Genomic DNA, 20064 nt, shown 5'->3' with positions numbered 1-20064 from the left:
TTTGTAGACAAAACGCCCAGTTACCTATAGAGTGTGCGTCTGCTAGAAAGAAAGCCACACATTTACAATCTACATTTCGCTGTTTTACTCGTAACACCTCGTCCTGCAGTTTTAAATCCCGGCTAATTTTCCAAGCAACACCCGCCTATTTAGAGGCATTAACCCGATTTAATCTCAGGATTTAATAGTATGTCCAATACAGTGAAAGGAACCGTTAAGTGGTTCGACGAAGCTAAAGGTTTTGGTTTTATTGCGCAGCAGTCCGGTCCGGACGTATTCGCACACTTCAGCGCGATCGCCAGCACCGGCTTCCGCACCCTGACCGAAGGCCAGGCCGTTGAGTTCACCGTAACTCAAGGCAAAAAAGGCCCGCAGGCTGAAAACATCGTAGTCGTATAATCGCGCTACGCATGTAAAAAACGGGCCCTTCGGGGCCCGTTTTTGTTTCCGGTACCCGCTGAAGGTTACCGCTATATCACCCGGAGATTACCCGGGCCATCATTCCGTGGCACTATTCGGTGACACGCCCCGTTCAATGCCAGCGCACGGCCGCTGGACCGTTTGAATAAGAACAACATGAGCCAGGGAAAGCCATGAGTAACACCGATACCCTGCCGGATCAGGACCTGATCGCCTCTCCTCAGCATTCTGACCTTGCAACACGAGCCTGCGAGGATTCCGCCAGCACGCCTGCCGCCCCCCATTGTGGCAACTGCGGAGTACTTCTGCTCGGCCCTCACTGCCACGCCTGCGGCCAGCCGGAAAAGAGCCTGGTGCGGCAATTCCCCGAGCTGATCGGTGATTTTTTTGGCACGGTGTTTGGGCTCGATTCACGCATTGCGCGCACGCTGGGCCCACTGTTGGTGAACCCTGGATTTCTGACCAGCGAATACTTCGCCGGCCGCCGTGTGCGCTATGTAAGCCCGGTACGCCTGTTTGTGTTCCTGTGCCTGACCGCCTTCTTCGCCGCAAATCTCAGCAGCGACTGGCGAACCGATGTCAGCTTCAGTCAGGTTGGCGCCGATGTAACATCGCCCGGCGTTGACCTGAACTCGGTCGAGCTCGACATCACCTCGGCCACCAGCGTGGAGGAAGTCTTGCGGTTGCGCGACCAGGCGATAAAAGACATTGCCGAGATTTCCGCGGAAAGTGGCGAGGTACCCGGAGTGACCGGGCTGCTGGGCGGCGTCGAGCAGCTCGTGCGCCAGCGTGCCGCCAAGCGCATCGCACAGCTCGACCCTGCCGTGGTCGCGGGCCCGGCCGAAGAGGAATCCCAGCAGACCACGGTATCGCAGAAGATCACAGCACCGCAGATCGAGGGAGCACCCGAGGCAGTGAATGCCTGGTTTGCTCGCCAGAGCGCGAAGCTCCCGCAGAACATTTCCCGTATCGCCAAGGACCCCAACCTGCTCAAGGACGCGCTGTTCAGTGCGATTCCCTCCACCCTGTTCGTCATGCTGCCGTTCTTTGCGCTGTTCCTCGGCCTGCTGTATGTGTTCAAGCGCCGCCTTTATATGGAGCATCTTATTGTGGCACTCCACAGCCACGCCTTTCTGTCACTCGCGCTGCTGTTGATGGTGCTGATGTTTGACCTGCGCGCCTGGCTTACCGAGCCGCATACCTTGCCGCAGGCGCTGTTCAACCTGGCACTCCTCGCGCTGGGGTTGTGGATGCCGGTTTATCTGCTGTTGATGCAAAAGCGTGTCTATGGCCAGGGCTGGCCAATGACCGCACTGAAGTTCTCGGTGCTCGGGTTGGTGTACTTCATCCTGCTCAGCACCGCCACCACCATCACAGCACTGGCCAGTATTGCAGGCCTTTAACTGTGCCAGGGGCCGCATTTATGCGCGGCCCGAACTGCTCAATTAACAAACAAATCACTCGACACTCCGCCACCGCCACCGTATAGTGCGCGGCCCGCGCCCTATGTCTGTTGCACATCATTACCGCGGCGCTCCCTTTCAGTTACACCTCCCGGGACAGACTCTTGATTACCACCGCCAACATCACCATGCAGTTCGGTGCCGAACCGCTGTTTGAAAACATCTCCGCGAAGTTCGGTAACGGCAACCGCTATGGCCTGATCGGGGCCAACGGCTGCGGCAAGTCCACCTTTATGAAGATCCTGAGCGGTGCCCTCACGCCCAGCGCCGGCAATGTCTCCATTGCCCCCGGCTGCACCCTCGGCATCCTGAGCCAGGACCAGTTCGCGTTCGAGGAATACACCGTGGTGGACGCGGTGATCATGGGCGATACACGCCTGTGGGAAATCAAGCAGGAGCGCGACCGCATTTATTCGCTGCCGGAAATGACCGAGGAAGACGGCATGCGCGTGGCGGATCTGGAAGTGCAGTTCGCCGAGCTGGACGGCTACAGTGCGGAGAGCCGCGCGGGCGAGATCCTGCTGCAGGCGGGCATTGAGGAATCCTTTCACTTCGGTCTGATGAAGCAGGTAGCCCCGGGCTGGAAACTGCGGGTGCTGCTGGCACAGGCGCTGTTTGCCGACCCGGATATCCTGCTGCTGGACGAGCCGACCAACAACCTGGATATCCACACCATCCAGTGGCTGGCGGAAGTACTGAACCAGCGCAAGTCCACCATGATCATCATCTCCCACGACCGCCACTTCCTGAATCAGGTGTGCACGCACATGGCGGACATCGACTACGGTGACCTGCGCATCTTCCCCGGCAACTACGAGGATTTTGTTGCGGCCTCCACCCTGATCCAGGACCAGCTGCACGCGGAGAACGCGAAGAAGACGGCCGAACTGGAAGAGCTGCAATCGTTTGTAAACCGCTTCTCCGCGAACGCGTCCAAGGCCAAGCAGGCCAGCTCGCGCGCTAAGAAGATGGAGAAGATCCAGCTGGCAGAAATCAAACCCTCCAGCCGCGTTAAACCCTACATCACCTTCCAGCAGTGCAAGAAGCTGCACCGCCAGGCAGTGGAACTGGAAAGCCTGAGCCACGGTTTTGATGGCGAATCATTATTCAACAAGGGTGAGCTGCTGCTGGAAGCCGGCGCGCGCCTCGCGGTCATCGGCGAGAACGGTGTGGGCAAGACCACCTTCCTGCGCTGCCTGGTGAATGAGATCCAGGCCAACGGCGGCACCGTGAAATGGTCCGAGAACGCGGCCATCGGTTACTGCCCGCAGGACAGCTCCGCGGACTTCGATAACGATCTCACCATCTTCGAGTGGATGTCCCAGTGGCGCCAGCCCAAGCACGATGACTTGACCGTACGCGGCATGCTCGGCCGCCTGCTGTTTACCGCCGACGACGCCAACAAAAAAGCACGCGTGTGCTCCGGTGGTGAAAAGAACCGCCTGCTGTTCGGCAAGCTGATGATGATGGACACCAACGTGCTCATCATGGACGAGCCCACCAACCACCTGGATATGGAATCCATCGAGGCGCTGAACAAGGCGCTGCTGAAGTACGAAGGCACATTGATTTTCGTGAGCCACGACCGCGAGTTTGTTTCCTCGCTGGCGACCCGCGTAGTGGAGATCAAGGATCAGTCGTTGATCGACTTCCAGGGTACCTACGAAGAGTATCTGGCGCACCGCGAGAGCACGGCGCGCGCAGCCTGATTTGAGCCTGCGCAATTGCCCGATAAAAAACGCCGCATCTGCGGCGTTTTTTATTTGAACATCAGTTCCGGATTTTTCATCGACTTCATCTCCAGCACATTGCCGTTGGGGTCCTTGATGAAAAATGTTTCCTGCTCGTATTCATTGCCGGCAAACCGAAGATAGGGTTTATCCAGGTATTCCAGGCCGGCGGCTTCAATGCGGGCCTTGAGTTCCTGGAATTCATCATTCGGCAGATGCGCGCCAAAGTGCGGCACCGCCACCGCACCTATATCCACATCGTGGCGCACATTGGGCAGCTGTTCCTCGCTCTGGTGCAGGGTGAGTTCGTTGCCCCAGAAGTCGATATCCACCCAGCGCCCCGCTTCGCCATTGCCGCTCTTGCAACCGAGCACATCGCAGTAAAACTTCTTCGCGGTTTCCAGGTCCCCGGCGGGAATGGCCAGGTGCATGCAGTTGGATTTCATAAATACTCCGGTAACGTGCGAGATTCCGGTTTACAGTTTTTCGTGCTCCCCCCAAAACAAGGCAGCAAAAAATTTTATGGCTCCTATGGCCACAAAGCCATATAGCAGTAATCCTTTCCCCATACTAACCAATACAATCGCGCCGAGAATTACGGCGGCCATCACCGCACCAAATACGGCAAATTTTCCCAGGTCAACCCAGAAACTACCCGATCGCTCAGAGAGGTCAGGCAGGGATTTCCCCTTGAGTAGCTTTCCACCTTTTAGCCCGTGTTCTGCCATTCCAACGCTCGAAGCCGAGAGCGTCTGATCGGGCATACGCAGTGCAAACCACTCTCGCTCACTGAGTTGGTAAAAATCTTCGTGACTCAATCCGCTGAAATTCAGGTAGCGATCCAGTGTCTGCATAGCTGTTACCCCAACCGGGGCTTCACTGGCACCTTTCCGAGAAAGATTGAATCGCGCAATTTTCCGCAACAGGTTCCCAGTTAAATGAAAGCGGAACTCCTGATCCAGTAAAAACGGGCAGTCGGCGAGAAAATCCCAATATTTGGCATTGGCCCTATCCGGCTTCTCAAGGATTTCGTCCACTGTCGCAAGTGCCTCGTCCAGGGCATTGCGATAGTCTTCGCCGAGATTGTCCCGGCACTCATCGTTTTCAGGGGAGTAAATTCGCTCAACCCGGAATCCCTGTTCGGGCATCTCTCCCCTGGAAATCCTGAAGCCATCGACTTCGACCATCATCTCGCTATCGGCAAGCCCGGCGATGGCTTCATTGATCCGGCCAATTATTTCCTGAGTCATTCCCGGCGGTAAAAACCCTTCCGCAAGTTCCCGCATACCATCCTGACCAGAGACCTGCTCACTTTCTCCGTCTACCGCTTCCTCGTGGCCAGATAATGTCTGCCGCACCGCTTCGGGATATCGCAACCAGTTCAGGGCTTCCTCGTAGGCATCATGTATTTTCTGGAATTCCAGCGGGGATTCGTCCGGGCGAAACTGCTTAATAAGGCGGGCGTAGGCCCTGCGGACTTGCGTACGGTCGCTGTCATGGGTAAGTTCAAGTACATCCCAGCAATTGGTCACACCCACTCCTCCAGATCCAGCTGCTGCAGGCGGAGCTCGAATTCATTGCGCGCCTTGGCAATTTCAACCTCATTTTGCCGATCCAGTACCGCTTCGAAACCGGCAATCAACTGACCGATCGCGTTGCGCTCGTCGCCAAGGGAGGATTCGTAGATCCGCTCCCCCCAGGCCAAAAGAGCACGGTTCTTTTCACTGTCGCGGGGGTGGAATTTCAGTTTTTCGAGGCGATTCAGGGAATTACGAAACTCCTCTTCACTGAGGCTTGCTGGAGAGTTCTTGATGACCTTGTTGTATTTCCGCCCGGTACTGATCACCGTAACGTCCACATCCAGGATTCCATTCATGTCGTAACTGAAACGCACATCAATGGATTCCTCCCCGCCCTTGTTACTGGGAACGGCCACATCAAGACTGCCGAGAAAGACATTTTTTGAAGTCTGTCGGTGCTCTCCCTGATACACCTTCACGGCAATTTTCGTTTGGTTGTCGTTCACCGTCGAAAAACGCTCCACCCGGCTCACCGGCACCGTGGCATTGCGTTCGATTATGGGCGTGTAGGTGGGTACCAGCTGGCCATTGACCGTGGTGGTCGAATCGATCCCGAGGGTAAACGGACAGACATCCGTCAGCACCATATCGTCCAGCGCGGCATTTTTTTCCATGAGACCGGCCTGCACTGCACCACCGCGCACCACGGCGAAATCCGGGTCAATGGTACACGCGGGCAGCCGTCGGAAAATTTTTCCCACTGCAGAGCGCACGGCCGCAAGTTTGGTAGAGCCGCCCACAAGCACCACTTCGTCAATTTGCTGAGGTGAGATTCCCGCGTCGCGCATGGCATTTTCGACGGGCCGTTGCAGGCGCACCAGCAGTGGGGTCATTGCGCGGTTGAACCAATCGCTATCCACAGTGGCTGTTTTGGAAGTGCCTGCCACGCTGAATTCAATTTTCTGGGGGGCAGAAGATATGCGACGCTTGGCGGTTTCCATTTTCATGTGTAGCTGGTGCTTTTCCGCCGATGTCAGCTCGCTCGCTTTACACTCCACCAGCTTCAATACCGCTTCCACCATAGCCTCGACAAAATCTTCGCCGCCGAGAAAATTATCGCCGGAAGAAGCGTGCACCTGCATAACGCCTTCAAAAAATTCCAGCACCGTGACGTCGAGGGTACCGCCGCCCAGGTCGACAATTACAAAGGTGCCTTCCTTCTTCTCATGCAGTCCGTAGGCCATGGCCGCGGCCGTTGGCTCGTTGATCAGCCGATTTACATTCAGCCCGGCGAGTTCCCCCGCCTTCTTGGTGGCGTAGCGCTGGTTGTCGTTGAAGTACGCCGGTACGCTAATGACCGCCTGCTCGATGGGCTCCCCGAGGAAAGCCTCGGCATCTTCTTTCAGGGATTTGATCACCAGTGACGATAGCTCCACCGCGGTGAATGTCTGGCGGCCGATTACCACTTTGTGACTGGTTCCCATCAAGCGCTTGAATACAGCCACCGTATCGTCGGGACAGGTAATCAAACGCTCTTTGGCCGCGCGGCCCACCAGGATCTCTCCGCTGCCATCGATACCGATGACCGATGGGGTAAGGAGCTCGCCGAGCTTGTTGGGAATGACGACAGCTTCATTGTCGCGCCATATGGCGCAGGCGCTGTTGGTGGTACCGAGATCGATGGCAAGAATGGTCATAGTGCCCTCTAACTATTATTGTTGGTGCAGGAACCGTGGCACCTCTGACTCCCCGCGTTTTGAACTTATAAAAGTAGTCCGCCGATTCTCCTTCGCTACACCGTCCGCAGCGTATTGGCACATATCGCTTCTGGTTGGGTATTCCTTGCGGATCTGCGCGCTAATCCGTCACGAAGTCTTGGAAATTCGCCGCCAATTCCGGTAGATTGCGCGCTTATTTTTTGCCCAATACCTGACCGCAAGGTCCCGTATTGCCGCGGGAAGGACTCCGCCAGCTACATAAGAGGTAACCATGAAGCTGACCAAGTCCCTGTCCCTGCTTTCGCTCTCCTTCTCCCTGGCCTGCGCGCCGTTTGCCGCCCTCACCCACGCCGAAACCCTGTGGAGTGACAACAGCCTGACCGCCCTGCACGGCAAGAACTACGAGGTCGATTACAGCCTCGGCAGTGACGATAGCACCCGCAACGTACTGACCTTCGAGCACGCCAGCGGCCACAGCTGGGGCGACCTGTTCATCTTTTCCGACTACCTGGTTTCCGATGACGACTCCAGCGAGCTGTACACCGAGATCTCCCCGCGCCTGAGCCTCGGCAAGCTGAGTGGTACCGAGCTGGCATTCGGACCGGTGAAAGACGTGCTGCTGGCGGGCCAGCTCGAGCTCGGCAATATGGACGACCCGGATCACCTGACCGCGACCGGTCCGCATTTCACCAACAAGCTGGCCGGTATCGGCTTTGACCTGGCGGTGCCGGGCTTCGCCTATTTCCAGACCAATTTCTACCACCGCGAAAACGACGACCGCGCGGACAACGAGCAGCTGACCCTGGTGTGGGGCCTGCCGTTCACCCTCGGTAGCGAGCAGTTCCTCTACGACGGTTTCCTCGACTGGGCCAGCGCATCGCGCGACGTGCACGCGAGCATGAACTTCACCTCGCAGCTGAAGTGGGATATCGGCGCCCGTGTTGGCAAACCGAAAAAACTGTATGCGGGTCTCGAATACGTGCACTGGGATGACAAGTTCGGCATCAAGGACGGCACCTTCGGTATCGACTCCAACGAGCGCAATGTGAACCTGCTGCTGAAGTATCACTTCTAATCCCGGAACCGGACTCCACCATGACTGAATTCAGAACTTCTGCGCCATCTGCTGCGGATGCCACCAGTGGTGCAAGCCTGCTCGAGCGTCTGTTCAAACTGAGTGAGCGCAATACCAATGTGCGCCAGGAACTGGTCGCAGGTCTCACTACCTTCCTGACCATGGCGTACATCATTTTTGTAAACCCGAATGTGATGGCGGCGGCCGGCATGGACCAGGGCGCGGTGTTCACCGCGACCTGTGTGGCGGCGGCGGTGGGCTGCCTGATCATGGGCCTTTACGCCAACTACCCGTTCGCGCTGGCACCGGGCATGGGCCTGAATGCGTTTTTCAGCTATGTGGTTGTTGGCGAGATGGGCTACAGCTGGCAGGTTGCACTGGGTGCCGTATTTATCTCCGGCGTGGTGTTTCTGCTGCTGAGTATTTTCAAGGTGCGCCAGTGGATCATCGACAGCATCCCCATGTCGCTGCGCCAGGCGCTGGCGGCGGGTGTGGGCCTGTTCCTGGCGATCATCGCGCTGAAAAGCGCCGGCATTGTTACCGCGAGCCCGGCCACCCTGGTGACCCTGGGTGACCTGACTTCCAGCGATGCCGCGCTCGCGGCGCTGAGTTTTTTCCTGATCGCGGCACTGGCGCATCGCCGTATGCTGGGCGCAGTGATGATCGGCATTCTTGTGGTCACCGGCATTGCGCTGCTGATGGGCAAGGTGCAGTTCGCCGGCCTGGTGTCAGCACCGCCGAGCATGGCGCCGACCTTCCTGCAGCTGGATATCGCCGGCGCATTCAATGTGGGCATGATCAGTGTGATCTTCGCTTTCCTGTTCGTGGACCTGTTCGACACCGCCGGCACCCTGCTGAGCGCTGCCGACCGCGCCAAGTTGCTGGATGACAAGGGTCAGCTGCCGGGTATGGGCAGGGCGTTGATGGCAGACAGTTCCGCCTCTGCGGTGGGCTCGCTGATCGGCTCTTCCACCACCACCACTTATGTGGAGAGCACTGCGGGTATTGCCGCCGGCGGACGCACCGGTTTGACCGCGGTGGTGTGCGGAGCACTGTTCCTGCTGGCGATGTTTTTCTCGCCGCTGGTGGGCATGGTGCCCGCCTGTGCGACCGCGGGCGCGCTGATGTATGTGGCGGTGCTGATGACCTCCGGCCTGTCCGCCATCGATTGGGATGACATCACCGAAGCCGCACCGGCAGTGATCGCCGCGGTGATGATGCCGCTGTCGTTTTCCATCGCCAACGGTATCGCGCTCGGGTTCATCGCCTACGCGGTGATCAAGGCCCTGAGCGGTCGCGGCCGCGACGTCAGCATCAGTGTCTACGCACTGGCGGCGCTGTTCACCGCCAAGTTCATTTTCTTCTGATCGGTCTGCTCTGCCTGATCTGACTGAAGCGGGCGCCCTCTATACTCTGACCTGTTCGTGTATCGACAGCAGAGTCATTCGGAGGGTGCTTGCTCCATTTTCGACGCCGGTTCCGGCGGCCGTTTCCCCAACTGATCCCCCGCCCAATCCGGCACGTTGCCGTCGCTGCCCTGTGCCTGGTACTCGCGGCCTGTGCCACTCAAACGGTTACCGACAGCAACGAGCCCGAGTACCTGCACTGCCGGGATGATGAGCGCTGGCAGGTACAAGAGCACATTTATTTCGGCACCCACACGCCGCAGGGGTTTGTCAGCAAGGCCGAGTGGGCGGCGTTTGTGGAAAAGGTAATTACCCCAAAATTCCCCCACGGGCTGACGGTGCTGGCGGGGTCCGGGCAGTGGCAGGGAGCGAGCGGGAATATCGTGCGGGAGCCGAGCTATGTGCTGTCGTTGATCTACCCCTACAGCCGGGACAAGGATCTGGCGATTGCGGAAATTATTCGCGAGTACAAACGGCAATTTCAGCAGCAGGTGGTACTCAGGGTACGCAGCGGCGCGTGTGTTTCATTCCTCTAAAACTTTCTGGAATTCCGTTCGACCTTTCGCGCGCCAAATGTACTTGAATCTCGGTTTCGGGTAGAGTTCCGGGCAACTGTTCCCTCCTCTCTGCAGTGTCATTTCCCGACACCCGGGAACGCCTGTAAATTCGAATAAATCAGCACCATCATGCTTCCGTGTCAGTGGTATCGACTAAAACTGCAATTCCATGATCACGCGGCGGATTTCACCGCTGGCGAAACCAGCTTTCGCGCGCAATTGCATGCCGCTTTCGTCCAGCTCGCCGCCCTCGGCGGCGAGGTAAAGGCGACGTTGATGGTGCAGCACCGGCTGCACGGTTGGCTCAAGGTATGCGATGCGGCCCACCGCTATCCCATCATTCAAAACCCGCTGCGCCTGAACTGCCAGCATCTGTGGCAGGCGGTGCGCCACACCCTCGCGGAGGCCGACCGCTGGCCCAGCGATGAAGAAAAGTTGCGCAAGCGGCTGGAGCGCCAGGTACGCCGGCGTGCCGAAGACGCCGCGGCGCGCCGCAGCCGGTTTCATATCGTCAAAGGCGAGTGACCTTTCTCGCGAAAATTTACTGAGCGTGCGCATCCGCCAGACAATCCCACAACGTTTTCACAATCCGCGAAGGCTTCGGTGACAACCGCTGGATCGCCACAAAATCGCATTCGTAGTGATAGCGCTGCGGGCAGATCGCGCGGATCTCGCCTTTCTTCAAAAACGTTTCCGCGTAGTGGTCCGGCAGGTAGCCGATGTAGCGCCCGGATTGCAGGCAGTGGACGATGGCCTCCTGGTCGTTGACGGTGATGTCCCGCTCGAGGCCGAGGCGGTTGCCCACTTCCATGTTCGGCGAGTGGTAACCGAGGCCGGCGTATTTACTGGCGCGGATGGCGTCGTCGTCGATGGAGATATCCGCGGTACCGAACAGCGGGTGGCGGTAGCCGCAGTAGAGGTACATCTGCTCGTAGAACAGGTGCTGGTATTCGAGACTCGGGGAGCTGCGGTGGGCGGGAATCACCCCCAGCTGGAAGCGCCCTTCCATTACCCCGCGCTCGATTTCGTTGATCGGCTCGATGTGGATATCCAGGCTCACCTCCGGCGCTAGGTCGTCAAACCGCCGCAGCGCCTCGCCCACGTGGGCGGCGGGGTTGGTGACCATCTTGTCGAACAGGGCAATGGAGATGTGGCCAGTCATGCGCCGGTGCACGTCCGCCACCTCCCCGCGAAAGGTGTCCAGCGAAGAGAGCAGGCGCAGGGTGGCCTGGTAGATCTGGCGCCCCTCGCGGGTCAGGGCGAAGCCGCCGCGGCCGCGCTGGCACAGGGTTACGCCCAAGCGCACTTCCAGGTCCTTGATGTGGCGACTGATGGTGGAGCGGCCCACATTCAGCTCCAGCTCGGCGGCGGAGAAGCCGCCCGCCTCCGCCACCGCGCGGAATACCCGCAGCAGCCGCAGGTCGATATCGCTCAGCTGCCCCAGCAGCGCGGTTTGGGTGCGCGCCATAACCTCTCCTCACCTCTCACGACTTAGTTTCATATTTATGAAACTAAACATCTATTAATTGCAGTCTATGAAACATTAAAGCTCATCTACAGTTACCGCAACTCAACAGTCGAACAAGCCGGAGAAGAAGAGTGAGCGACAAGTTTGCCGGGCTGAGCCAGTCTCAACTGGATGCCCACTGGATGTCCTATACCGCCAACCGCCAGTTCAAGAAGGACCCGCGGATCATTACCGGCGCCGAGGGCTGCTATTACCTGAGTGCCGATGGCCGCCGTATCTTCGACGGCCTGTCCGGACTGTGGACCTGCGGTGCGGGCCACAACCGTCCGGAAATCGCCGATGCGGTGAGCGCGCAGCTGCGTTCCCTGGACTACGCCCCGGCGTTCCAGTTCGGCCACCCCAAGGCGTTTGAGCTGGCAGAGCGCATCACCCAGTTCATGCCGGAAGGGATGAACCGCGTGTTCTTCACCGGCTCCGGTTCCGAATCCGCCGAGACCTCCCTGAAGATCGCCCGCGCCTACTGGCGCAAGAAGGGCTTCGCCTCCAAGACCAAGCTGATCGGCCGCGCCAAGGGTTACCACGGGGTGAACTTCGGAGGCATCAGTGTCGGCGGCATCGGCGCCAACCGCGCCCTCTATGGCACCGCCGTGGATGCCGACCACCTGCCGCACACCGTGCTGCCGCAGAACAAGTTCTGCAAAGGTATGCCGGAGGAAGGCGCGCACTTGGCGGACGAACTGCTGGAGATGATCGCGCTGCACGACGCCTCCAACATCGCCGCGGTGATTGTGGAACCCATGGCCGGTTCCGCCGGCGTGCTGCCGCCGCCGGTGGGCTACCTGCAGCGCCTCCGGGAAATCTGTACCCAGCACAACATCCTGCTGATCTTCGACGAGGTGATCACCGCCTTCGGCCGTATGGGCGCCGCCACCGGTGCCGAGGCCTTCGGCGTGACCCCAGACATCATCAACGTCGCCAAGCAGCTCACTAACGGTGCGGTGCCCATGGGCGCGGTGATCGCGAAGCAGGAAATCTACGACACGTTTATGCAGCAGGGTGGCCACGAGTACCTGCTGGAGCTGCCCCACGGCTATACCTACTCCGGGCACCCGGTGGCCTGTGCCGCGGCGCTGGCATCGCTGGATATCCTGGAAAAAGAAAACCTGTTTGCGCGCGCCGCGGAACTGGCAGTGGTGCTGGAAGAGCGCGTACACCAGCTGAAAGGCACCCCGCTGATCAGCGACATCCGCAACTGCGGTGTGGCCGCCGGCCTCACTATCGAAGCCGCACCCGGCGAGCCGCTGCTGCGCCCTTACCAGATCGCGATGAAGATGTGGGAGAAGGGTTTCTACGTGCGCTACGGTGGCGACACCATCCAGCTGGGCCTGCCATTTGTGGCACAGCCGGAAGAGGTGGACACCCTGGTGAGTGCGTTGGGCGATGCCATCACTGAAGTCGCCAACGGCTAATTAATTACAGAATTCAGAGAGAGAAAAAACATGAGCATTGTGGGTCACTTTATCAACGGCCAGGTGGTGGAAGCCGCCGAGCGCACCCAGGACGTGTTCAACCCGGCCACTGGCGAGGTCACCAGGCAGGTGGCAATCGCGGCAAAAAGCACCGTGGAAGAAGCCATCGCCGCGGCCGAGGCCGCCTACCCGGCGTGGCGCAACACACCGCCGGCGAAGCGCGCCAAGATCATGTTCCGCTTCAAGCAGCTGCTGGAAGACAACGCAGAGAAAATCTGCGCGCTGATCGGTGAAGAGCACGGCAAAATTTCCCACGATGCTATGGGCGAACTGACCCGCGGTATCGAGAATGTGGAATTCGCCTGCAGCGCCCCGCTGATGCTGAAGGGCGAACACAGCCGCAACGTGGGCCCAGGTATCGACTCCTGGAGCGAGATGCAGCCGCTGGGCGTAGTTGCCGGTATTACCCCCTTCAACTTCCCGGCGATGGTACCGCTGTGGATGTTCCCGCTGGCCATCGTGTGCGGCAACACCTTCGTGCTGAAGCCCTCCGAGCGCGACCCCTCCTGCTCGCTGCTGCTGGCGCAACTGCTGCAGGAAGCCGGCCTGCCGGACGGTGTGCTGAACGTGGTGAACGGTGACAAGGTGGCGGTGGATACCCTGCTCACGGCTCCCCAGGTGAAGGCGGTGAGCTTTGTCGGCTCCACCCCGATTGCCGAGTATGTCTACTCCACCGCCACCGCCCACGGCAAACGCTGCCAGGCGCTGGGCGGCGCCAAGAACCACGCGATCATCATGCCCGACGCGGACATGGACAACACCGTGGCCGCGCTGACCGGTGCCGCTTTCGGTTCCTCCGGCGAGCGCTGCATGGCGTTGTCGGTCGCCGTATGTGTGGGTGACGAAGCCGCCGATACCTTTATCGAAAAAATGTCCGCGGCCATGACCGGCCTGAAAGTGGGCGCATACACCGACAGCAGCAACGATTTCGGCCCGGTGATCACCGAGGCGCACAAGAACAAGGTGAATGGCTATATCGCCAGCGCCGAGCAGCAGGGCGCCACCATTGTGGTGGACGGCCGCAACCCGCAAGTCGCCGGCTACGAGAAAGGCTTCTATGTGGGCGGCACCCTGATCGATCAGGTGAAGCCCGGCATGACCTGCTACGAAGAGGAAATCTTCGGCCCGGTTCTGCTGGTGGTGCGCGCCGAATCCATGGAGCAGGCGATGCAGATGATCAACGATCACGAGTACGGCAACGGCACCTGCATCTTTACCCGTGACGGCGAAGCCGCGCGCTACTTCAGCGACAACATCCTGGTGGGCATGGTCGGTATCAACGTGCCACTGCCGGTACCGGTGGCTTACCACAGCTTCGGCGGCTGGAAGCGCTCCCTGTTCGGCAGCCTCGGCACCTACGGTCCGGACGGTGTGCGCTTCTACACCAACCGCAAAACCATCACCCAGCGCTGGCCGTCCAGCGGCGTGCGCGAGGGTGCGCAGTTCTCCTTCCCGAGCCACTGATCCGCAAACAGACTCCCCCGGTTTTTTCGGGGGAGCCTCCCCCCCTGCTCTTCTGCTGCTTTTGGCATAAGCATAGGAACAAATCGTATTTCCCGGTTATAAGGCCGCACTCTTAAACTCCCCGCCTTCACACGATTTCTTACCTGTCGCTTAGCCTGAAAGTAGGACCCATGAGCCCCAAATTTGCCCGGCTGTCCGCCGCTGTAGTTTCCGCCACCTCCCTGTTCACCGCGGTTTCCGCCAACGCCACCAACGGCTACTTTATTGAAGGTACCGGCCCCAAGGCACAGGCCATGGCCGGCGTGGGCATTGCGCTGCCGCAAGACGCACTGGCGGCCGCCAACAACCCGGCGGGCACCGCACTGGTGGGGGATCGCCTGGATATCGGCATGACCTGGTTCAGCCCCGATCGCAGTGCAAAGATCCGCGGCAACCAGGCCGGTGCGGATGGCAGTTACGACGGCAATGACAAATCCGGCTTTGTGATCCCGGAGCTGGGCTATACCCGCACGCTGTCGCCGAGCCTCAGCTACGGTGTGGCGGTGTATGGAAATGGCGGCATGAACACCGGCTACGCCAGCAATCCGTTTGCCGCGTTCGGCTCCAGTGGCGCGGCCGGGGTCGATCTGTCGCAGCTGTTTATCACCCCCTCGCTGGCCTACCGTCCAACTCCGGATCACGCCTTCGGCATCGCCGCCACATTTGCGGTCCAGCGTTTTGAAGCCAAAGGCCTGCAGGCCTTCGACAATCCCTACGTCTCTGCCAGCGCCGGTAACGTCACCAATCGCGGCCACGACACGTCCCACGGCTGGGGCATCAAACTCGGCTGGATCGGTCGTCTGCATGAAAACCTGAGTTTCGGCCTCACCTGGTCCTCCGAAATCGAAACCGGTGATTTTGATCGCTATCGGGGACTGTTTGCGGACGGTGGTGGCTTCGACATTCCCGAAAGCTACGGTGCCGGGTTGAGCTGGAACGCCACTCAAAATCTGACGCTGGCGGCCGACTGGCAGCGCATTCTCTACAGTGACACAGGCTCTGTGGGGAACTCACTCGCCCTGCTGTTTGCGGGCAAGCCACTGGGTGCCGACGGCGGCCCCGGCTTTGGCTGGCAGGATGTCGACGTCACCAAGCTTGGCGCGGCCTACCGACTGAACGACGCGCTCACCCTGCGCGCGGGTATCAGCCATGCGGAGCAGCCCATTCCCGCGACCGAGGTGTTCATCAATATTCTCGCCCCCGGAGTAATCGAGGATCACATGAGCCTGGGCGCAGACTGGAATACCAGCATCGGCGAATTCACCGTGTCCTACACCCACGCGTTTGAAAATACCGTGCAGGGCACAAACTCCATTCCGGCGACATTCGGCGGCGGTGAAGCCGAGCTCCGCATGGACCAGGATATCCTGCGTTTCGGCTGGTCCCGCGCATTCTGATTTTCCGTTAACCGGTTACTGACAACCCAATTGAAAAGCCCCGGAGTTTCCGGGGCTTTTTGCGTTGATAAGCCAAGTCGACCAAGCGCTAACAACGGCGACAAACCTGGCAAACTTGCGCCACCATTTAGACCCGACGCTCCCCTTCGCCATCGCCAAAAACCACTCGATACCTCCCAATCCATACCGGTCACCGGTTCAGCATTTCGGCTCACCGCGCTGTTTTCTTTTTATTCGTAGCTCCCCGCGTCACCCTCCTCCACTCACCGACAGATCCAGTGCTTTTGTCGATACATCGCATCCGTGGCGATATTTTTTCGCATCTATTTATCCATCAACAGGAGGAACCTCTGATGCGATGGATAGCACTTTTGATCTCACTGATTCAATTTGGTTGCGCCAGCGGCCCTGGCGGCGTGAACCGGGCAGCGCTGGAAGTAGATACCGCCACGCTGTTAGCCGCGGCCGGCGAAGCCGCAATTACGCTGGCGGCCCCAGACACACCGGCCACCGCTCCACCAATCACCAGCCATGCCCAGGCGCTGTTGGCGGTGAGCCCGGAGATGCGGGCGTTCGTGGATTCCATCGATCCAACGCTCTCCCCCAACCAGCGCTTCCGCAGGATTCTGCGCACCCTGAAGATGGATCGTTTCGAGCTGGACTATGACCTGAATACCACCACCACCGCGGCGGAGGCATTTGCCCAGCAACGCGGCAACTGCATCTCGTTTTCTGCGCTGATGGTGGCGCTGGCACGGGAAGTGGGGCTGGAGGCAAATTTCAATCTGGTGGAGGCACCGCTGGCGCGCAGGACCACCACTGGCGGCAACGGACGCGCCCTGGTGCAGAACGTGCTGCATATCAACGCGGAAGTATCGATTGGCTGGAGCTCCCGCGTGATCGAGTTCAATTTCGGTCCCTATTCGCGATTCCCGCAGCGCGAACTGTCGGATGCCACAGTCCAGACCTATTACCTCAACAACCGCGCACTGGAGCTCTCCCACCAACAGCGCATCGGGGAAGCCTTTGCCCTGCTGCGCGAGGGACTGTCTATCGACCCGGATTCGAGCATGCTGTGGAACAGCCTGGGCTATCTGTACCGTTTGACCGGTGAGCTGGAACTGGCGGAAATGAGTTACACCCAGGCGCTGAACCTGGAGGGCGGTAACGCCGCGGCGAAGAACAACCTGCGCAGGGTATACGAGCTACAGGGGTTGCGCGCACTCACCCGGGAGGAAAATCCGGGAGAACCGAAAGGGAAAGGCTCCTGACCGGCAGGATTATTTGCCACACAAAAAACCAAAGACAAAACAAAACGTAAAAAATTTCACGCTTTACAGTGAAAAATATCCGAAAAAACCATGCCGCGACGAAGTGCTGGTTAGGCGGGATAAAGCGCCCGCACCCTTGCCGGCCCCGTGATATAAGGTGCCTCTTGTCCAAGTGGGAATCCCCGCGCAGATTGCGGGCACCCGCGCTTACAAATACCCATAAAAGTGACCAAGGGGTTCTCATGAACAGATCCGGAAAATTCGCCCTCGGAGTCCTGTGCAGCGCGGTGCTCGCCGCCTGCAGCCTGGAGCCGAACCAGTTGCAAGCCACTGCCGGTACCAGCACCGCCCAGGCACTGGCCGAGTCCGCAGTCGCGCGCGACAACGCTCCGGGCCTGTCCGAGCAGTATGCGAAACTGCGCAAGCAGCAGATCGCCCAGGTGGACTACAAGCTGTCCGTCACCATCGCCAAATCCGGCGAAGCGTTTTCCGGCCGCGTGATCGCCGATACCCAGTTCCGTCGCAACCTGCTGCAGCCGCTGACCATCGATTTCGCCGGCGGTGAAGTACAGGGCATTCAGGTGGATGGCAAAACCGTGCCGTTCGAGTACAACGGTCACTTCATCACCATTGCCCCCGAGCACCTGAAAGGCCGCAAACACGCGATCGCCGTGGACTACACCCACGCTTATTCCACCAACGGTTCCGGCCTGCACCGCTTCCAGGATCCGGTGGACGGCGAGGTGTACATGTACACCGACTTCGAACCCTACGATGCCAACCGCCTGTTCCCGCAGTTCGACCAGCCGAACCTGAAGGCCCACTACACCCTGGACGTGACCGCGCCTAAAGACTGGAGCGTGATCTCCTCCGTGCGTGAGAAAAACATTGAACAGAAGGGCGAGGTGAATCACTGGGTATTCCCGCAGACCAAGCAATTCTCTTCCTACGTTTTCTCCCTGCACGCGGGCCCGTTCACCCAGTGGGAAGACGATGCCGACGGTATTCCGCTGCGCCTGTTTGCGCGCAAGAGCCTGGCGCAATACGTAAAGCCGAACGACTGGTTCACCTTCACCAAGCAGTCTTTTGAATTCTTCCAGAAGTATTTCGAAGTGGATTACCCCTTCGTGAAATACGACCAGGTCATCGTGCCCGACTTTAACGCGGGCGCGATGGAAAACGTGGCGGCGGTGACCTTCAACGAAGGCTATGTATCCCGCGGCGAGAAAACCCAGGCCCAGCGTATGCGCCTGGCTAACGTGATTGCCCACGAAATGGCGCACATGTGGTTCGGTGACCTGGTCACCATGAACTGGTGGGACGACCTGTGGCTGAACGAGAGTTTCGCCACTTATATGGCCAACCTGGCACTGGCAGAGAACAGCGAGTTCAACGACGCCTGGGAAAACTTCTATCTGGGCACCAAGCAGTGGGCCTACGGTGAAGACCAGCTGCCCACCACCCACGCGATTCAGCTGCCGGTGAAAAATACCGATGAGGCCTTCGCCAACTTCGACGGCATCACCTACGGCAAGGGCGGTTCCATCCTCAAGCAGCTGCCCTACTACCTGGGCAAAGAGGAATTCCGCAAGGGCGTTTCCAACTACCTGAAGGATCTGTCCTACAAGAACTCCACCCTCGACGACTTTATGGGTCACCTGGGCAAGGCCGCCGGCAAGGATCTGGACCAGTGGCAGCAGCAGTGGCTGTACAAGGCCGGTCTCAACACCATCGCCGCCAATTTCCAGTGTGAAGACGGCAAGATTGCCAGCCTGACCATCGAGCAGTCCGCGCCGGAGGAATACCCGGTTCTGCGCGAACAGCGTACCCAGGTGGGCCTGTACAACATGGCCGGCGGCCAGATGGTACTGAGCAAGGCCATCCCGGTAACCTACGCCGGTGCCTCCACCGAAGTGACCGCGGCCAAGGGTGAAGCCTGCCCGCAGATCGTCTACCCGAACGAGGGCGACTGGGCCTTTGCCAAGGTGAACCTGGACAAGGTATCTGTGGATAACATGTCCAAGCACATCAATGATTTCGACAAGCCGTTCACTCGCCTGATGCTGTGGCAGAGCCTGTTCGACTCCGTTTCCGATGCAAAACTGCCGCTGGATGAGTTCGTGAGCTTCGCCATCAGCAATGCCGGTGTGGAAACCGATATCAACGTGATCCGCCTGGTATCCCGCTACCTGGGAACTTCCTATGCGTTCCTCGACCAGTTCCAGATGGACGGCGCCAAGCGCACCCGCCTGCAACTGGCCATTGAAACCTTCGCATGGGAGCAGCTGCAGAAAGCACCGGCGGGCAGCGATACCCAGAAGACCTGGTTTGGCACCTTCACCGGTGTTGCCCACACCGACAAGGCGCTGGCCAATGCCCGCAACCTGCTGCGCGGCGAGCTGACCATCGACGGCCTGAAGCTGGATCCGGATATGCGCTGGAGCCTGATCACCCTGCAGAACCAGCACCTGTACAGCGACTATGCGCAGGCGATCAAGTCCGAGCTGGCCAAGGACAATTCCGACCGCTCTCAGCTGAACGCCATCGCCGCGGAAGCCATTCGCCCGCAACAGGAAATCAAAGCCAAGTGGCTGGAAAACCTGCTGCAGAACCGCGATGAGTTCAAGCTGGCACAGCTGAAGTACGCCGCCGGAGCACTGTTCCCCACCGAGCAGGGCGGACTGTACGACGCCAATGTGGAGCGCATTGTCGGTGCACTGGACGACGTCAACTCAAGCGACGCCTCCGAGTTTGTCGGCACCTACGCACGCCTGTTCCCGCTGAGCTGCAGCGAGAAAGGCATTCAGCAGATGACCGAAATCCTCGACAGCGGCAAGACCCTGAACCCGCTGCTGGAAAAAGCGCTGAAAAACCGCCGCTTCAGAAACCAGAGCTGTCTGAACATGGCTGCAGCCATGAACGGCCACAGCGCTGGCTGATCGGCAACCAAATAAAAAAGGCCCTGCGGGGCCTTTTTTATTTGCGTATATTTGCTACCAATCAATAA

At 59.2% G+C, this 20064-nt stretch carries 16 protein-coding genes; 12 read left to right on the top strand and 4 right to left on the bottom strand.

All coding sequences use genetic code 11. The features are described from left to right. The first annotated feature begins 189 nt into the window (after positions 1-189). The 3 genes from R5R33_RS11680 to R5R33_RS11670 all read left to right on the top strand — a co-directional run bounded on the left by R5R33_RS11680 (position 190) and on the right by R5R33_RS11670 (position 3592). Entirely contained in the window at positions 190-399 is a 210-nt protein-coding gene (locus R5R33_RS11680; RefSeq protein WP_318952880.1) for a cold-shock protein, read from the top strand. A gap of 194 nt (positions 400-593) precedes the next feature. Next, positions 594-1823 carry a DUF3667 domain-containing protein gene (locus R5R33_RS11675; RefSeq protein WP_318952879.1) on the top strand — a complete coding sequence of 410 codons (1230 nt, stop codon included), beginning with the start codon at positions 594-596 and terminating at the stop codon, positions 1821-1823. A 164-nt stretch (positions 1824-1987) separates the two neighbouring features. Further along, positions 1988-3592 (top strand): ABC-F family ATPase, encoded by a 1605-nt coding sequence (locus tag R5R33_RS11670; protein ID WP_318952878.1) that lies wholly within the window; start codon positions 1988-1990, stop codon positions 3590-3592. A 50-nt stretch (positions 3593-3642) separates the two neighbouring features. Here the strand turns inward: R5R33_RS11670 and R5R33_RS11665 are convergent, their stop codons facing one another. The 3 genes from R5R33_RS11665 to R5R33_RS11655 are packed head-to-tail and all read right to left on the bottom strand — an operon-like array spanning position 3643 to position 6830. Then, on the bottom strand, positions 3643-4059 hold the full coding sequence (locus R5R33_RS11665) for a VOC family protein (protein ID WP_318952877.1): 417 nt from the start codon (positions 4057-4059) through the stop codon (positions 3643-3645). Between the two features lie 30 nt (positions 4060-4089). Next, positions 4090-5145, bottom strand: coding sequence for a J domain-containing protein (locus R5R33_RS11660; RefSeq protein ID WP_318952876.1), 1056 nt, complete (start codon positions 5143-5145; stop codon positions 4090-4092). Next, a complete protein-coding gene (locus R5R33_RS11655; protein WP_318952875.1) occupies positions 5142-6830 on the bottom strand; it encodes a molecular chaperone HscC in 1689 nt (562 codons plus the stop codon). Before R5R33_RS11655 ends, R5R33_RS11660 begins: the two co-directional genes overlap by 4 nt. A 292-nt stretch (positions 6831-7122) precedes the next feature. On the opposite strand from R5R33_RS11655, the gene R5R33_RS11650 reads away from it, so the two are divergent. The 4 genes from R5R33_RS11650 (at position 7123) to R5R33_RS11635 (ending at position 10414) form a co-directional block, all read left to right on the top strand. Further along, positions 7123-7926, top strand: a complete 804-nt coding sequence (locus tag R5R33_RS11650) for an outer membrane protein OmpK (protein WP_318952874.1) — start codon at positions 7123-7125, stop codon at positions 7924-7926. A gap of 20 nt (positions 7927-7946) precedes the next feature. Beyond that, positions 7947-9293, top strand: coding sequence for an NCS2 family permease (locus tag R5R33_RS11645; RefSeq protein ID WP_318952873.1), 1347 nt, complete (start codon positions 7947-7949; stop codon positions 9291-9293). 89 nt (positions 9294-9382) lie between these two features. Beyond that, entirely contained in the window at positions 9383-9868 is a 486-nt protein-coding gene (locus tag R5R33_RS11640) for a DUF3574 domain-containing protein (RefSeq protein WP_318952872.1), read from the top strand. 150 nt (positions 9869-10018) lie between these two features. Beyond that, positions 10019-10414, top strand: coding sequence for a hypothetical protein (locus R5R33_RS11635; RefSeq protein WP_318952871.1), 396 nt, complete (start codon positions 10019-10021; stop codon positions 10412-10414). Between the two features lie 16 nt (positions 10415-10430). Here the strand turns inward: R5R33_RS11635 and R5R33_RS11630 are convergent, their stop codons facing one another. Continuing rightward, complete coding sequence (locus R5R33_RS11630; RefSeq protein ID WP_318952870.1) at positions 10431-11357, bottom strand: LysR family transcriptional regulator; 927 nt, start codon at positions 11355-11357, stop codon at positions 10431-10433. A 182-nt stretch (positions 11358-11539) separates the two neighbouring features. Between R5R33_RS11630 and R5R33_RS11625 the strand changes: the two genes are divergently transcribed. From R5R33_RS11625 to pepN, 5 genes are all read left to right on the top strand, one after another. Beyond that, positions 11540-12826, top strand: a complete 1287-nt coding sequence (locus tag R5R33_RS11625; protein ID WP_318955728.1) for an aspartate aminotransferase family protein — start codon at positions 11540-11542, stop codon at positions 12824-12826. Between the two features lie 30 nt (positions 12827-12856). Continuing rightward, positions 12857-14350 (top strand): CoA-acylating methylmalonate-semialdehyde dehydrogenase, encoded by a 1494-nt coding sequence (locus tag R5R33_RS11620; protein WP_318952869.1) that lies wholly within the window; start codon positions 12857-12859, stop codon positions 14348-14350. Between the two features lie 170 nt (positions 14351-14520). Continuing rightward, positions 14521-15786 carry an OmpP1/FadL family transporter gene (locus tag R5R33_RS11615; RefSeq protein WP_318952868.1) on the top strand — a complete coding sequence of 422 codons (1266 nt, stop codon included), beginning with the start codon at positions 14521-14523 and terminating at the stop codon, positions 15784-15786. Positions 15787-16139: 353 nt separating this feature from the next. Further along, entirely contained in the window at positions 16140-17057 is a 918-nt protein-coding gene (locus R5R33_RS11610) for a transglutaminase domain-containing protein (RefSeq protein ID WP_318952867.1), read from the top strand. Positions 17058-17299: 242 nt separating this feature from the next. Beyond that, positions 17300-19996 (top strand): aminopeptidase N, encoded by a 2697-nt coding sequence (gene pepN, locus R5R33_RS11605; protein WP_318952866.1) that lies wholly within the window; start codon positions 17300-17302, stop codon positions 19994-19996. Positions 19997-20064: the final 68 nt, after the last annotated feature.

The organism is Microbulbifer pacificus (assembly GCF_033723955.1).
Taxonomy (GTDB): domain Bacteria; phylum Pseudomonadota; class Gammaproteobacteria; order Pseudomonadales; family Cellvibrionaceae; genus Microbulbifer; species Microbulbifer pacificus.
The sequence above is the reverse complement of the archived record's forward strand: the minus strand, read 5'-3'. Positions and strand labels throughout refer to the sequence as shown.